General features: G+C 65.3%; 9 protein-coding genes. 3 read left to right on the top strand and 6 right to left on the bottom strand.

Features of this window, described 5'->3' with window-relative positions; translation table 11 throughout:
- Positions 1–89: 89 nt before the first annotated feature.
- On the bottom strand, positions 90–1,184 hold the full coding sequence (locus tag ACN0X6_RS06470; protein ID WP_417702806.1) for a TRAP transporter substrate-binding protein: 1,095 nt from the start codon (positions 1,182–1,184) through the stop codon (positions 90–92).
- A 23-nt stretch (positions 1,185–1,207) separates the two neighbouring features.
- On the bottom strand, positions 1,208–3,391 hold the full coding sequence (uvrD, locus tag ACN0X6_RS06465) for a DNA helicase II (protein WP_417702805.1): 2,184 nt from the start codon (positions 3,389–3,391) through the stop codon (positions 1,208–1,210).
- Positions 3,392–3,509: 118 nt separating this feature from the next.
- Between uvrD and ACN0X6_RS06460 the strand changes: the two genes are divergently transcribed.
- Entirely contained in the window at positions 3,510–5,177 is a 1,668-nt protein-coding gene (locus ACN0X6_RS06460) for an Hsp70 family protein (RefSeq protein ID WP_417702804.1), read from the top strand.
- Between the two features lie 72 nt (positions 5,178–5,249).
- On the opposite strand, the gene ACN0X6_RS06455 is transcribed toward ACN0X6_RS06460, so the two are convergent.
- On the bottom strand, positions 5,250–7,910 hold the full coding sequence (locus ACN0X6_RS06455; protein ID WP_417702803.1) for a DUF805 domain-containing protein: 2,661 nt from the start codon (positions 7,908–7,910) through the stop codon (positions 5,250–5,252).
- On the bottom strand, positions 7,907–8,614 hold the full coding sequence (locus ACN0X6_RS06450) for a DUF1266 domain-containing protein (protein WP_417702802.1): 708 nt from the start codon (positions 8,612–8,614) through the stop codon (positions 7,907–7,909). Before ACN0X6_RS06450 ends, ACN0X6_RS06455 begins: the two co-directional genes overlap by 4 nt.
- Positions 8,615–8,938: 324 nt before the next feature.
- On the opposite strand from ACN0X6_RS06450, the gene ACN0X6_RS06445 reads away from it, so the two are divergent.
- Positions 8,939–11,821, top strand: coding sequence for an EAL domain-containing protein (locus ACN0X6_RS06445; protein WP_417702801.1), 2,883 nt, complete (start codon positions 8,939–8,941; stop codon positions 11,819–11,821).
- A gap of 15 nt (positions 11,822–11,836) precedes the next feature.
- On the opposite strand, the gene ACN0X6_RS06440 is transcribed toward ACN0X6_RS06445, so the two are convergent.
- Positions 11,837–12,262 carry a VOC family protein gene (locus ACN0X6_RS06440; RefSeq protein WP_075750881.1) on the bottom strand — a complete coding sequence of 142 codons (426 nt, stop codon included), beginning with the start codon at positions 12,260–12,262 and terminating at the stop codon, positions 11,837–11,839.
- Positions 12,263–12,407: 145 nt separating this feature from the next.
- Between ACN0X6_RS06440 and ACN0X6_RS06435 the strand changes: the two genes are divergently transcribed.
- The gene (locus tag ACN0X6_RS06435) at positions 12,408–13,283 is read left to right on the top strand and encodes a LysR substrate-binding domain-containing protein (protein WP_417702800.1); all 876 of its coding nucleotides are present in this window, start codon (positions 12,408–12,410) and stop codon (positions 13,281–13,283) included.
- A 59-nt stretch (positions 13,284–13,342) separates the two neighbouring features.
- On the opposite strand, the gene ACN0X6_RS06430 is transcribed toward ACN0X6_RS06435, so the two are convergent.
- Positions 13,343–15,946, bottom strand: a complete 2,604-nt coding sequence (locus tag ACN0X6_RS06430; RefSeq protein ID WP_417702799.1) for a TonB-dependent receptor — start codon at positions 15,944–15,946, stop codon at positions 13,343–13,345.
- Positions 15,947–16,006 lie beyond the last annotated feature (60 nt).

Here is a 16,006-nt window from a genome sequence, read left to right as displayed (position 1 = left end):
GTAATAGAGAGGGGAGGCTAACGCTTTCGCGGTGTTTCTGCCCTCTCCCCCAACCCCTCTCCCATGAATGGCAGAGGGGAGCAACCGGCTCAGCGCCAGTTGTACAGTTCTTTCTCGGTCAGTGCCTGCATGGCGCTGGCCTCTTCGAGGAAGGCCTTCTGCGAGGCCCAGATGCGACCGTTGAGGTCGTTTTCGGCGGCCAGGGCCTCGAGCACCACGCCGGATTGCTCGCGCATGGCTTGCAGCACCTCGTCCGGCAGGCGCTTGAACTGCACGCCCTCGCTCTTGAGGCTGTGCAGCGCCTTGGCGTTGTTGAACACGTAGTCGTCCATCATGTCCAGGGTCGCGGCGCGCGCGGCTTCGACGACGATGGCCTGCAGGTCGGCCGGCAGCGCGTCGAAGGCCTTCTGGTTGACCATGGATTCGACCACCGCCTGCGGCTCCTGCCAGCCCGGGAAGTAGTAGTACTTGGTCGCCTTGTGCAGGCCGAAGGCCAGGTCGTTGTAAGGGCCGACCCAGTCGGTGGCATCGATGGCGCCGGTCTGCAGGGAGGTGAAGATCTCACCGCCGGGCAGGTTGACGGTGATCGCGCCGAGCTTGCTCCAGACTTCGCCGCCGAGGCCCGGCATGCGGATCTTCAGGCCCTTGATGTCGGCCAGGCTGTTGATTTCCTTGTTGAACCAGCCACCCATCTGCATCGTGGTGTTGCCGGCCGACAGCGGCTTCACGCCGAAGGGTGCGTAGGTCTCGTCCCACAGCGCCTGACCGCCGCCCTTGCTCAGCCAGGCGTTCATTTCCAGGGTGGACAGGCCGAACGGTACGCTGCTGAAGAACTGCGCGGCCGGTACCTTGCCCTTCCAGTAGTACGGCGTACCGTGGCCCATCTCGGCGGTGCCGCGGGACACGGCGTCGAACACTTCCAGCGCCGGCACCAGCTCACCGGCGGCGTAGACCTTGACGGTCAGGCGTCCGGCGCTCATGGCATTGATGCGCTCGGCCAGGCGTTCGGCGGCAGTGCCCAGGCCGGGGAAGTTCTTCGGCCAGGAGGTGACCATCTTCCAGTGGATGGCTTCTGCCGGCTTGGCAGCGGCCTGCTCGCTGGCCGGCTTTTCTTCTTTGCAGCCAACCAGGCCGATGGCGGTGATCAGAGCCAGTGCAGCGCCGAACAGATTGCGGCGATTCATCGATTATCTCCAGATACGGTGTGCTAATAGGCTTCGAGCTTGGCGTACGCCAGCATCAGCCACTTGCTGCCTTCGTTTTCGAAATTCACTTGGACCCGCGCCTGGGCGCCAGCACCCTCGAAATTGAGGATGGTGCCCTCGCCGAACAGGCTGTGTCGTACGCGTTGACCCAGGTTGAAGGGCGTTTGCGGTATGGCGCTGCCGGCGAACAGGCTGCCGCCACCCATCGAGCTGGTGCTCACCGGGCGGCTGACGCTGTTGCTCAGGCGGACTTCCTGAATCAGCGGTGCGGGGATTTCGCGGACGAAGCGCGACACCTTGTTATAGGTCTCGCTACCGTAGAGACGCCGTGTTTCGGCGTAGCTGATCACCAGCTTCTGCATGGCACGGGTAATACCGACATAGGCCAGGCGGCGTTCTTCTTCCAATCGGCCCGGTTCTTCCAGGCTCATCTTGTGTGGGAACAGACCCTCTTCCATGCCCACCAGGAACACCAAGGGGAATTCCAGGCCCTTGGCGCTGTGCAGGGTCATCAGTTGAATGCTGTCTTCGTTTTCGGCGGCCTGGGTGTCCCCGGCCTCCAGCGAGGCGTGGGTGAGGAAGGCCTGCAGCGGGGTCAGCTCGTCGTCTTCATCGTTCTCGAAGGCGCGTGCGGCGCTGACCAGTTCCTCCAGGTTTTCCACCCGGGCCTGGCCCTTCTCGCCCTTTTCCGCCTCGTGATAGGCGAGCAGGCCGCTCTTTTCGACGACCACCTGGGTCATCTGGTGCAGCGGCATGGCCAGCACCTGCTCGGCCAGGCCGTCGATCAGTTCGATGAAGCCGGCCAGTGCGCCCGAGGCGCGGCCAGGCAGCGCCTTGACCGCGAGCATCAGGCGAATCGCCTCCCACATGTGCACGTCGTGAGCGCGGGCGTATTCGCGGATGGTCTCGATGGTCTTCTCGCCGATGCCACGCGCCGGCACGTTGATGATGCGCTCCAGCGCCGCATCGTTGCCGCGCCCGTCGAGCAGGCGCAGGTAAGCCATGGCGTTCTTGATCTCGGCGCGTTCGAAGAAGCGCTGACCACCGTAGATGCGGTAGGGGATCTTCTCGCGCAGCAGTGCCTCTTCCAGCACCCGCGACTGGGCGTTGGAGCGATAGAGAATGGCGATCTCGCTGCGTTTGAGGCCGTCCTTGCGCAGGGCGTCCTCGATGGTTTCCACCACGTAGCGCGCTTCGTCGTGCTCGTTGAAAGCGGCGTACAGGGCCAGCGGCTCGCCATCACCGACGTCGGTGCGCAGCTCCTTGCCGAGGCGGCCCTGGTTGTTGGCGATCAGCGCGTTGGCCGCATTGAGGATGTTGGCGGTGGAGCGGTAGTTCTGCTCCAGACGGATGATCTCGGCATCGGCGAAATCGCTGTCGAACTGCTGGATGTTCTCGATCTTCGCGCCACGCCAGCCGTAGATCGACTGGTCGTCGTCGCCCACCACCATCAGGCTCTCGCCGCCCTTGGCGAGAAAACGCAGCCAGGCGTACTGCACGGCGTTGGTGTCCTGGAACTCGTCGACCAGGATATGGCGGAAGCGACGCTGGTAGTGCTCCAGCAGGCCGGCGTTGTCGCGCCACAGGTCGAGGGCGCGCAGCAGCAGCTCGGCGAAGTCGATGACGCCGGTGCGCGCGCAGGCCGCCTCGTAGGCTTCATAGATGCTGCGCATGGTGGCCAGGAACAGGTCGCCGCTGGCCTGGATGCCTTGCGGGCGGATGCCCTCGTCCTTCTGCCCGTTGATGAACCACTGCGCCTGCTTGGCCGGCCAGCGCTGTTCATCGAGACCGAGGTCGCGGATCACTCGCTTGATCAGACGTTGCTGATCGTCGGAGTCGAGAATCTGGAAGTTCTCGGCCAGTCCCGCTTCTTTCCAGTGCGCACGCAACAGGCGGTGAGCCAGGCCGTGGAAGGTACCGACCCACATGCCGGCAGGGGCATGGCCCAGCACGTCTTCGATGCGGTGGCGCATCTCGGCGGCCGCCTTGTTGGTGAAGGTCACCGACAGGATGCTGTGCGGCGAGACATCCAGGCGCTGGATCAGGAAGGCGATGCGGTGCACCAGCACGCGGGTCTTGCCCGAGCCGGCACCGGCCAGCACCAGCTGATGACCAGGCGGCGTGGTAACCGCATGGTGCTGGGCGGGATTGAGTGTGGTGAGTCTGTGATCGAGGTCGTTTTGCATCGCGGCATTCTAGGGGGCGCTGCAGGGTAGGGCAAACGCCAGCGACGAGGCAGTTTGCCGGCGCCCCTGTGCGGGGTAGACTGCGCGCTTCAATGGATTTGAGGGAGTCGCGATAGCAATGTCGACTGGTGACAGCCCGCTGCTGGGCATTGACCTGGGCACCACCAACAGCCTGATCGCCGTCTGGCGCGACGGGCGAGCCGAATTGATCCCCAATGCGCTCGGCGATGTGCTGACCCCCTCGGCGGTGAGCCTGGACGAGGACGGTAGCATTCTCGTCGGCGCTGCCGCCCGGGCGCGCCTGACCACCCATCCATTGCGCAGCGTGGCCGCCTTCAAGCGCTTCATGGGCAGCGACAAGCGCTTCACCCTGGGCGATCGCCAGTTCACGCCGGAAGAACTGTCGGCACTGGTGCTGGGCTCGCTGAAGGCGGATGCCGAGGCGTATCTCGGGGTGCCGGTGAGCGCGGCGGTGATCTCGGTACCGGCCTATTTCAGTGACGAACAGCGCAAGCGCACGGTATTCGCTGCCGAACTTGCAGGGCTGCGCGTCGAGCGCCTGATCAACGAACCCACCGCGGCGGCCATGGCTTATGGGCTGCATGAGCAGCAGTTCGAGCGCACGCTGATCTTCGACCTGGGCGGCGGCACCTTCGACGTCACCGTGCTGGAGTACGCCCTGCCGCTGATCGAGGTGCATGCTTCCACCGGTGACAACTTCCTCGGCGGTGAGGATTTCACCGAAGCCCTGCTCAAGGCCTGCCTGGGCGATTGGGGGCTGTCGCGCAGCGAGCTGGACGGCCAGGCCCTGGCCAGCCTCGAAGATGCGCTGGAGCAGCTCAAGCGACGTCTTGCCGAAGGACCGCAGACGCTCGAGTGGAATGGCCGCCAGTGGCAGCTGGACGACGCCCGCGCGCAGCAGATCTGGGCGCCGCTGCTGGCGCGCCTGCGCCAGCCCATCGAGCAGGCGCTGCGCGATGCGCGGCTCAATCCACGTGATCTGGACAGCCTGGTGCTGGTCGGCGGTGCCACGCGCATGAGCGTGGTGCAGCAACTGGTCGCGACCCTGTTCGGCCGCCTGCCCTATCGTCACCTCGACCCGGACACCATCGTTGCCCTGGGTGCTGCCGCGCAGGCGGCGTGCAAGGCGCGCGACCGGGCCATCGAGGAAATCATCCTCACCGATGTCTGCCCCTACACGCTGGGTATTGCCTCGCGGCGCAGCGATGAGCAGCCGGGCGCCTTCTCGCCGATCATCGAGCGCAACACGGTGATCCCGGCGTCACGCGTGCAGCGCTACTACACCACCCACGCGCAGCAGGAATACATCCGCATCGAGGTCTATCAGGGCGAGCGCCCCTGGGTGCGCGACAACATCTTCGTCGATGCCTTCGAGGTGAAGTTGACCCAGACCGGCCAGGTGCAGGCGCTGGACGTGCGTTTCAGCTACGACATCAACGGCCTGCTGGAAGTGGACGTGACCCTGGAGAGTGGCCAGCGCCACGGCCACGTGATCGACCGCAGCCCCACCGGGCTGAGTGCCGAGGCGCGTGCCGCCAGCCAGGCGCGCCTGGCCAGCCTGAAGATCCATCCGCGTGACACGCTGCACAACCGTACCCTGCTGGCCCGCCTGGAGCGGGCCTGGATGCAGACCCTGGGTGCCGAGCGCGAGCAGATCGGCCAGTGGCTGGACGAGTTTCAGAGCGTGCTCGGCGCCCAGCAGGAGCAGCCGATCACTGCCGCGCGTCAGCGTCTGGAGCAGGCGCTGGACGCGCTGCGCTTCTGACCCGGCGGTTGATCCGACTGCTTCGCCGGGCGCGCCATGTACAGCGAAACGCTCCTGCGAGCCTGACGAGATTCAGTCTCTGACCCCGTTCAGGCGCCGCAGTCGCGCCTGCAGGCCCTGTGTGCTGGCCGCCTTGCCCCCGGCCGGGCCGTAACGGTTGGGCAGCGGGTCGCTGGGCCAGAAGAACAGCACCAGCAGCATGTAGGGCAGCATGAAGCTGCCCAGCAGCAACATCAGCAATGTACCCACGCCACGGCTCATGTCATGCAGCCGACGCAGCATGCAGGTGATCAGGACGAGGACGGCGCCGGCGAGCACCGCCAGCGCCAGGTCGCTGCTGAGTTTGTCGACAAGTAAGCTCAGCGGCAGTGCGGCCCCTGCCAGGGCCAGAGCCTGCAGGGTGAAGTTGATCCGGTTCAGGCGTCCGCCCAGTCGCCACATCTGCCACTGTGAACGCCAGGTGGTCGGCGCGTGCCTGGGTAGCAGGCGCTCACAACGCGACAGCAGCAAGGTGATCGCCAGGCGGACGGCCGTCGGTGTGGCGCTGGAGTCCTTGGCCTGCTGCAACTTGCGCAACTGGCTGGTCGAGGGCAGATGCGGCTTGGCGCCGCCGAGCAGATCGCGCATGCCATCGAAGATCGCCTGCATGGTGGCGAACACCAGCCCGTTATCGGTGCAGATCGATTGCGCCAGGTTCTGTGGTCGGCCCTTGACCAGTCCCTCGCGGAAGGGCTCGAACCAGGTGCCAGGGCAGGTGAACGCCAGCAGCCGTTGCAAGGCCAGGTTGCGTTCCTCTTGCGGCAGATCCGGGTCGTGATGGAGCAGGGCGTCGAGCAGCATCTGGCCGAACGGATCGCCTGCCAGCTCGTGGCTGTATTGCTCGGCGCAGGCTCCGATACGGGCGACCGACGGCAGGCGCGGGCTGCCGAGGAGAATGTCCGGGCTGACCTGTGCGGCGGCGATCAACCCCTGCAGTGGATCAGCTTCGTCGAGATCCAGCAGCCAGCGACGAGGCGTGCTGGCGTTCGCCAGCAACTGCGCCTTGGCCTCGTGGGCCGGATGTTCGGCATCGGTGGGCAGGTCGGCGAGAGTTTGATCCAGTTGCTCCAGCCATTGTTCAGGCTGTTCCAGCAGGCCCAGCAGCAACAGTGTCTGGCGCTGCCAGTGCCAGCGCGCGTCGCCATCGTCGGGAAGCTCTGGCAGGCTGCGACCGCTGCGCTGCAGGGCCAGTTGCAACTGCAGGCAGGGCGGCAGCGACCAGCCCGGCAGTGGCGCGAGCAGTTCGCCCAGGCGTTGCAGCGTCGCCTCGTCGTATCGGCGCAAGCGCCTGAGCCCGCGCAACATCTGGGCACGAGCCACGGTGTTGTCACCGAGCGCCTGCGGCAGTTTCGCGCCCGGGCTGCTCGATGCCTGTTGCAGTGCCTGCAGCGCAGGCGATTCGCGCAGCCACTGGCGCTGTTGCCGGGCGTGGTGCTGTAGCCCCTGCACCAGCACGGCATCGAGCGGATGGTCGCCGGCCTGCAGGTTCAGCAGGTGTTCCAGGTCGCTGTCGTCGCCACGTTGCAGCAGCCAGGCCTGACGATAGAGCCGCGTGAGCGGCGTGTCCGCAGCGCCGAGCAGCTCGGCGAGCAATGGCCACTCGCTGTCCCCCATCTGCCAGGCGACGAAAGTGCGCGCCAGCGGCGGCAGTTCGCTGATGGCGGCGCGTTGCCAGCGCGCCAGGGTTTGCGGCGTCTGGGCGGGCTCGCCATCGGCCAACTGATAGGCATCGAGCGGATGCTCATGGCCAAGCTCGATCTGGCTACGGTTGAACGCCAGGATCAGCAGCGGCAGGCGTTCAGGCGAGTGATGAGCGCACCAGGCCAGCATCCAGGCGGCTGCCTCGGGTATCTCGCGTTCGTGCCAGAGGCGCGTCCACAGGTCGAGGGCGTCCTGGTCATGGTGCTGCTTCTGCAGCGCCAGCAGGTACTGGATGTCGAGGTCCTCGGGTGTCTCGTCATGCAGCGCCTGGTAGTGCTCCAGGGCGCCGCCCAGGGCCACCCCGGCCAGGGTGCACTGGCGATACAGGCGCGGATAGTAGTCCGGGTCGGCCGGCATTGGCAGGCACAGGTGCAGCGAGCACCAGCCACGAAATTCCTGCAGTGGCCGGTTCCTGAACAGATGCTCCAGGGTGCGCACGTACCAGAGGTTTTCCACCTGCGCGACGGTCGGCCACTCGGACAGGCTGGCGAGGTCGAACGGGTCGGGTTCGGCGATGCGCTGGAGCAACTGATCCAGTGCCTCGGCTTCCTCGAAGGGCATTTGCATCAGGCGATTGGCCCAGGCCATGCGCTCGGTGAGCAGGTTCACGCAGCGATGCGACAGCGGCCCGTTGCTCAGCAGCAGACCGCGCAGCGAGCCGTCGAGACCTTCAAGTACGTCGAGCGGCAGTTGGTCGAGCATCCGGCAGTAGTCCTGCCAGGCTTCGGGTCGAAAGCGCCGGCCGGCGTCCTGCAGCAGTTCGACGAACTGTTGCACGGCCTGTTCGCTGGCGCTGGGCGGTGCGCTCGGCTCGCTTGCGGCCGGGGCTTCGCCACGGGCCTGACGCAGGGCGTCCTCGTAGGCACCGCGCAGGGCCTGGAAACCCTCGGGATCGCGCTCCGGGTGGACGTCGGGCAGGCGTGCGCGATAGGCGCTGCGGATGCTGTTCTGATCGTCAGTCGGCGCTATGCCGAGGTGTTCCCAGCAACTCATGACCAGTCGAACGCCTCCAGCGATGCCGGTTTTTCCGGCAGATCCAGTTCCATGTCCCAGGGCAATTGGTCGAATCCGGCGGCCGGGCTCAGCGTCAGTTCGCGCACCAGGGCGCGGTGCGTCGGGTCACTGCCCTGACGGCTGATGCACAGCGCCTGTTCGTCCGGTTGCTCGTGGCCCAGGCAGTTCCAGTAGCAGCGACCGATGAGAAAACCGGCCAGGTAGCTGTGCCAGCCCTGGTAGTAGTAGCGCGCCCGCAGGCTCAGGCGAGTATGCAGCCAGAGGTTTTCCTCGAGGCTCAGCCAGCCGTTCAACTGACCGATGCGGGCGAGAAAGCTCATGCGCCCCAGGTCCCAGGCGCGGATGCCACCGGAGCCGCAGACCAGAATGGTGTCGGCGACGTAGCGATAGGCCACTCGCTGGCCTTCGTCGAGGCTGTCGACCAGCGCCTGCCATTCGCCCGGTAGCAGGCGCGCGTTGTCCCAGTAGGCGCCGCTCAGATCGCGTGCATGGCCGTCGTCGCTCATGCGTTGGATCATCGCCAGCAGTGCGGGGCGATCGGCGATATCCCAGGACTCGCTGAGGTCGACGAACTCGCTGTCCGGATAGAAATCAGGCCGCCCGTATTGCGCGCCCGACTGGGTGTTGATCGCCACCATCGGCGCGGAAAGGGCAAAGAGCCAGCGTTGTTGCAAGTCATCCATGGGCGTTTGGCCGTGCTTCCCTGAGTGCGGAGGGTGCCCATCCTAGGAGCTGTTGCGGGGGCGCCGCAAGCGTCTCGCGGAGGCAGTGGGTGAAGCGTCGAAAAATACGCCGAGCAGCCGACGACCGGCAGGTCAGGTCGCAAAGGGTAGCAGTAGGTAGGCAGAGTGCCAGCATTGGCGCCACGAATCAGGCGCCAAGCCTTGAAATTGCCCACATCGCTGTTGGGCACGGCGTCTGTCTCGGGTATTCTCCGGCGACGTCAGGGTTGAGGGGGCCGAAAAAACGCCCGATACCCTCAGGCAACCATTACAAGAAAATCGCCTATGACCGCCACGACTAGCGCCGTAGTTCAAGAGGTGACGCTGGATCCGCATCAGGCTGAACGTCAGTTCGCCACGGACATTGCCGTCGAGCGTACCCGGCTGTTGTTTCAGGGTTCGCGCCTGCCCACGTTGCTCATGCTGCTGGTCGGCCTGGCCTGCAGCCTGTTGCTGTGGAGTCAGCAGAGCGCACCGATGCTCGCTGCCTGGCTGGGCTGGGTCGTGCTGCTGGCGCTGCTGCGCCTGACCCAAGTGAATGCCTTCAACGAGGCGCTGCCGAGTCGCCAGGCCGAGCCCTACTGGCGCCGCATCTTTCTCTTCGGCGCCGGTGCTTCCGGCCTGACCCTCGCTTTTGCCGTGATCGTGCTGGTGCCTGCCGATGTGTTCTACCAGCAGGCGCTGGTCTACGGCCTGATCGCCGCTGCGATTCTCTCGGCCAGCGTGGCCTATGCCGTCAGCCTGTCCGCCTTCCTCACGTTCGCCTTGCCCTGCCTGCTGCCTTCGGCGGCCTTCCTGCTGCTCAGCGATAACGGCCTGCAGCGCGGCTGGGGTCTGCTCGGTGTCATGCTGTTGCTCGCCCTGCTGGTGGTGGCCTGGCAGGTCAACCGCCTGGTGCAGCGCAGCTTGCTGCAGCGTTTTCACAACCTGGCGCTGATCAGCAATCTCGAGCACGCCAAGCAGCGCGCCGAAGGGCTCAATGAAGAACTGGCGCGCGAGGTGGAGCAACGTCGCCGCGCCGAGCGCGAACTGCGCGGCGCCCATGGCGAGCTGGAAATGCGCGTGGCCGAACGCACCCTGGAGCTGGACGAAGCGACCCATGCCCTGGGCAAGAGCCAGGCGCGCCTGGCCCTGGCGCTGGAAGCCAGCGAGCTGGGTTTGTGGGACTGGGACCTGGAGAGCGATCAGGTGCACCACTCGCATCTGCGCGAGCTGTTCGGTCTGGAGCCGGGCCAGGTGCACGTGATGCTGCGCGACCTGACCCCGCGCCTGCACCCGGATGATCTGCCGGGGCTGCGCCGGGCTCTGGTCCGGCACCTCAAGGGACGCAGCGAGGATTATCAGATCGAGTACCGCGTGCGCCATGTTGATGGCCACTGGGTCTGGGTCGAGGACCGTGGCCGCGCGGTCGAGCGCGACGCCGCCGGCCGTGTACGGCGCATGCTCGGCACGCGGCGCGATGTCAGCGCGCGGCGTCAGCAGGAGCAGCAGCAGCGCCTGGCCGCGACCGTGTTCGAAGCGGCCAGCGAAGGCATCTTCATTCTCGACCCCGACTACCGCGTGCTGGCGGTCAACCGTGCGTTCAGCGCGGTGACCGGTTACAGCCGCGAAGAAGTGGTCGGGCGCACGGTGACCAGCCTGATCGGCAGCCGCGAGATGCGTCGGCAGTACCAGATGATCCGCCAGGAGCTGGACAGCAGCGGCACCTGGCAGGGCGAGCTGATCGAGACGCGCAAGAGTGGCGAGCTTTACCCGCAGTGGCTGCAGCTCAACCTGGTGCGCGATACAACGGGTCGGCCCAGCCATATCGTCGGCTTCTTCGCCGATCTCAGTGCGCGGCGCGAGGCCGAGGAGCGCCTGCGCTACCTGTCGCACTACGACGACCTGACCGGCCTGGCCAACCGCAGCCTGTTCAAGGAGCGCCTGCACGAGGCCAGCCAGCGCGCCCGTCAGAGCGGCCGCAGCATCGCCCTGGTGCATATCGACCTGGACCGTTTCAAGCTGCTCAACGACAGCCTCGGCCATGAAGTGGCGGACCAGTTGCTGCGGCAGATGAGCCGCCGCCTGACCCAGGCCGTGCCCGAGGCCGACTGCATCGCGCGGCTCTCGGGCGACGAGTTCGCCATCATCCTCGATGCCTACGGCAGCCTCTCCAGCCTGGCGCGGGTGGCCAGTCGCCTGCTGGCCAAGCTGCGCGTGCCGATGACCGTCGGCGGGCACGAACTGGTGATCAGCGCCTCGCTGGGCATCAGCCTGCTGCCGGACTACGCCCGCGAGATCAGCGCGCTGATCAGCCAGGCCAACATGGCTGTGCAACATGCCAAGCACCTGGGCGGCAACACCTTCCAGTTCTTCACCGACAACCTGCAGGCCTGCACCCTGGAGCGTCTGCAACTGGAGAACCAGCTGCGCAAGGCCATCGACGAAGGCCAGTTGGAGGTGTTCTACCAGCCGAAGCTGAACCTCGCCGACGATCAGCTCAACGCCGCCGAGGCGCTGGTGCGCTGGCGCCATCCGCAGCAGGGCATGGTGGCACCTGGCGAATTCATTGGCCTGGCCGAAGAGACCGGGCTGATCGCGCCGATTGGCGAGTTCGTGCTGCGTCAGGCTTGCCGCCAGGCGCGCCAGTGGCAGCAGGAAGGATTGGCGCAGATACGGGTGTCGGTGAATATCTCGGTGTACCAGTTGCGCCAGGGCAACCTCACCAGCCTGGTGCGCCAGGTGCTCGAAGAAACCGGCCTGGCGCCGCAGTACCTGGAGCTGGAGCTGACTGAAAGCCAGCTGCTGGACAACGTCGACAGCGTCATCGTCACCTTCCGCCAACTGCGTGAGCTGGGGGTCAAACTGGCCATCGACGATTTCGGCACCGGCTATTCCTCGCTCAGCTACCTCAAGCGCTTCCCGGTGCATTACGTGAAGATCGACCAGACCTTCATCCGCGACCTGTCGCCTGGTGGCGAGGATGCGGCGATCACCCGCGCGATCATCGCCATGGCCCACAGCCTGGAGCTGAAGGTGGTGGCCGAGGGTGTGGAAACCCAGGCGCAGATGGATTTCCTCAAGAGCCAGAACTGTGACGAGATCCAGGGCTTTCTGATCAGCCGCCCGGTAGAGGCGAGCGCCTTCGCCGAACTGCTGCGCGCGCAGATCGACAATCCGCTGGATTGAAGGATTTCCTCGCGCTTACTTGGCGAACAGCTGGCCGATGTCCTTGAACGCCTTGAACTCCAGGGCGTTTCCGCAGGGGTCGAGGAGAAACATGGTGGCCTGCTCGCCGACCTGGCCCTTGAAGCGTACGTAGGGCTCGATGACGAACGTCGTCTCGCGGCTGCGCAGGCGCTCGGCCAGCGCTTCCCAGTCGGCCCAGCCGAGCACCACGCCGAAATGCGGCACCGGCACATCGTGGCCGTCCACCGGGTTGCTGGCGGCCGATTCCTGATAAGCCATCTTCGGCGCTTCGTGGATCACCAACTGGTGGCCGAAGAAATCGAAGTCCACCCAGTGCTCGCTGCTGCGGCCCTCGGCACAGCCGAACACTTCGCCGTAGAAATGCCGCGCGGCCGCCAGGTCGTACACGGGAATCGCCAGGTGAAAGGGAGCAAGGGCCATCACGCAATACCTCTGATTTGTTGTGGGTAGGGCGGGTACAACCCGCCATCGATGTTCATCGCACCAGCCTACCAACAGCAAAATTGTTCTAAAGCGAATATTCTTGCTCTCAAGCTCAACTATTTTCGATCAATCGAGGGCCTCGATGCTGCGCGAGCTGAAAACCTTCGTCACCGTCGCTCGCCTGGGCACCTTCGCTGCCGCTGGCCAGCAGGTGGGGCTGACCCAGTCGGCGGTCAGCGCGCAGATGCGCGTACTGGAGCAGCACCTCGGCGTGCGCCTGTTCGACCGCAGCGGTCGCGCCGCCGCGCTCAACGCCGCCGGCCGCCACGCCCTGCCGCTGGCCGAGCAGATGCTTGCGCTGTACGCGCAGATGGCGCTGCCGCAGGCCGCCGATCAGTGGCAAGGCGAGCTGCGCGTCGGCGCCATCGCCACCTTGCAGACCGGCCTGCTGGCCGAGGCGCTGCCGCGCTTTCGGCAACTGGCGCCGCGGGTCGAGCTGAAGCTGGTGCCGGGCGTGTCGTTGCAGCTGTTCAGCCAACTGGATGCCGGTGAGCTGGATCTGGCGCTGTTGATCAAGCCGCCGTTTGCCTTACCCAAGGAGCTGCTGGAAGTACCGCTGGCGCGCGAGCCCTTCGTGCTGATCGCACCGCTGGACGTGGACGTGGACGGGGAAGACCCAGTGCGTCTGCTCGCCGAGCAGCCTTTCGTGCGTTACGACCGTGCTTCGTTCGGCGGGCGCCAGGTGACACGCTTCCTGCGTGAGCAACGCCTGAACGTGCACGAGGCGCTGGAGCTGGACGAGCTGGAAGCCATCGTGCGGCTGGTGGAAAACGGCATGGGCGTGGCCCTGGTGCCGCGTGCGGGCCTGTGGCTGCAAAGACCGACGCGCCTGCGGGTGATCGAGTTGGGCGAGCTGACCTTCCACCGTGAACTGGTGGCCCTGGTGCGCCGCGCTCAGCGCCAGCCGGCCCTGGATTGCTTGTTGAGCTGCCTGCTGTCGAGAGAGGCGTCAGGGTAATGGCAACGCACGGCAGCCTGTGCCGGAAGTGACGGTTGCAGTCACTTCCGGCTGCTGGCTCAGATATCCCAGACCAGGTTGATCGAGAAGTTGCGCCCCGGTTGAGTCAGGCGGTCGAGATTGGCCGGACTGGTCACACCTGCTTCGCCAACGGCGTCGTAGCCACGCACGTCATCCCACAGCCAGTATTTCTTGTCAGTCAGGTTATACAGGCCGGCGTTGACGGTCAGGTCGTCGGTCAGCTTGTAGTAGCCAGTAAGATCGAGGATGCCGAAGCCGGGGCTGGCGAACTGGCTGCTGCTGCCGTCCGGGCTGTTGAAGCTGCTGTCGTCGATACGCGTCTTGCGTTTGACCAGGGTCCAGTTCAGCAGGCCGCCGAAACGTTCCTGCTCGTAGCCTAGACCGAATACGCCGGTCAGCGGGTTGACGCTGTTGAGTGCTTCGCCGGTATCGTCGTTACGACCACGGGCGTAGGCAATCGAACCCTGCGCATAGAGACCCGCAAGAGCGCCGAAGCTGTCCAGGTTCAAGCGGCCCTTGACCTCCACACCACGAATGCTGGCCTGGCTGATGTTCTGGGACTGAAAGGCCAGCGCATTGCTGTTGGCGGTGATGGCGTTTTCGTCGATGAAGTTGCGGTAGCGGTTGTAGAACACCGCCACATCGAAACTGCCGCTCTCGAACTGGCCGCGCAGGCCTGTCTCCACTCCGCGACTCTTCTCTGGTTCGAGGTTCGGGTTGGGCTCGACGGTATAGCCGCCGGCGACATTCTCGAAACGTCCGTACAGTGCCTTGGCAGTGGGGGTGCGGAAGCCTTCGGCATACTGGCCGAACCAGGTGTAATGATCATCGAAGGCGTAGGTGACGCCGAGCTTCGGCGAGACGCGATGCCAGGTTTTGTCCTTGTCGTTGTACTCGGTCACGCCGCTGCTGGTGACGGTGGCGAGAAACTCGTCCGTCAGCTTCGGTGTCATGCGGGTGTAGTCGTAGCGCAGGCCGGGCAGGAAGGTCCACTGGTCCCAGCGGATTTCATCCTGAGCGAAAAGGCTGTAGGTCTTGATGGTCGGGTCGGGGAAATCGCTCTGCGGCGTCAGGGTGTCAGCCGTGTTGGTACTGATGGCGCCGGCGCTGGTGCAACTGGCGCTCAGCGCCTGCAGGCAGATGCCCTGGCCTGTACGCAGCCCGGTGACTTCCTCGCGCTTGAGGGTGGTGCCATAGGTCAGCAGGTGGTCGGTCTGGCCGAGGCTGAAGGCCTTGTCGAGCTGCACATCGAAGACCCATTGGCGATCTTTGTACGTGGTGTCGCGGTAGCGCATGACGTCCCGAGTGGTCGCTCCGGTGAAGAAGCTCTTCGGCACGTAGTGCTCTGCTGTGCTCTGGTCGGTTTTGGCCACCTGGTAGTTCAGGCTCCACTTCAGTTTGTCGGCCAGCAGGCTATCCAGGGCCAGGCTGTGCTCCAGGCCGAAGCGTTCGCGGGTAATGGTGTCGTTGCCCTCGCGCGATTCGTAGTAGTTGAAGCCGCTGCCAGCGTTGAACGGCCCGCCTACAGCACTCAACTGATGGGTATCGCGGTCGTCCTTGTACTTCTCGTAGGTCAGTTGCAGGCGATCGCTGTCGTTGTAGTTCCAGCCCAGCTTGGCCAGCAGGTTGGTGGTGCGTGCGTCTTCGGGATTGGCCTCGGTGCGATCCAGGCCAGTGCCGCCGGTGTTGCCGTAGGACTCGGTTTCGTGGCCGTTGCGCTGGGACAAGTGCAGGAGGGCGTCGAACTGTTCGTGGCGACCGGCAACGGTGGCTGACTTCAGCCAGCTGTCGTCAGCCGAGCTGTAACCGGTTTTCAGGCGTGCGCCTGCGTCCTTGCCGTCCTTGATGATGTCGTCGGCATCGAGGGTGAAATAGCTGACTGCGCCACCAATGGCGCTGCTGCCGTAGAGCGCAGAGGCCGGGCCGCGAAGAATTTCCACGCGTTTGACGATTTCCGGATCGACATAGTTGCGATGGGTCTGGGCGTAGGGGCCGTTGAAGAAGCTGGCCGGTACCTCGACGCCATCGACCTGCGTCAGCACGCGGTCGCCATCGATACCACGGATGTTGTATCCAGTGATGCCGGCGCGTTGGCCGGCGCCACCCACGGAAACGCCTGGTTCGTTGCGCACCAGATCCTTGATGCTGTTGACGTTCTGTTGGTCGAGTTGCTCGCGACCGAGCACGCTTACCGAAACGGGAACGTCATCGACGCTTTGCTCATGGCGTGTGGCGGTAATCGTCGTCGGCTGCAGTGCGAGCGATTGTGCAGGGTTCTTGACCAGCACCACGCTGCGTTCCCCAACGCTGCGGTAGCTCAAGCCGGTGCCTTCGAGCAGGCGTGCCAGGGCCAGCTCCGGCGATTGGCGGCCACGGGTTCCCGGCGAGTCGATACCCTCGGCCAATTGTGCCGGCAAGCCGATCTGCCACCCCGTGACGTCGCTGAAGGCGTTCAGCGCCGAAACCAGTGGCTGGCGCTCGATGGCGAAGCGGTAACCGCTCTGGCTCTGCTGCTGTGCCGCAGGCGACGGCTCGGCAGCGTTGGCCAGCGGCAGGCTGGCGCAGGCGATGGAGAGTGCCAGCAGCGACAGGCTGGCGGTGGACAGTCGCGGGAAATGCGGGCGCCTGGTGTGAAGGGGCATCGTTGTGCTCTCTGCGGGTGTCGTCGGAAGGTCAGTTAATGCGAATTATTTGCATTGTTA

The organism is Pseudomonas sp. (genome assembly GCF_048269965.1).
Classification (GTDB): Bacteria; Pseudomonadota; Gammaproteobacteria; order Pseudomonadales; family Pseudomonadaceae; genus Aquipseudomonas.
Note: the sequence above shows the minus strand (reverse complement) of the source record. Positions and strands in the feature narration are given on the sequence as shown.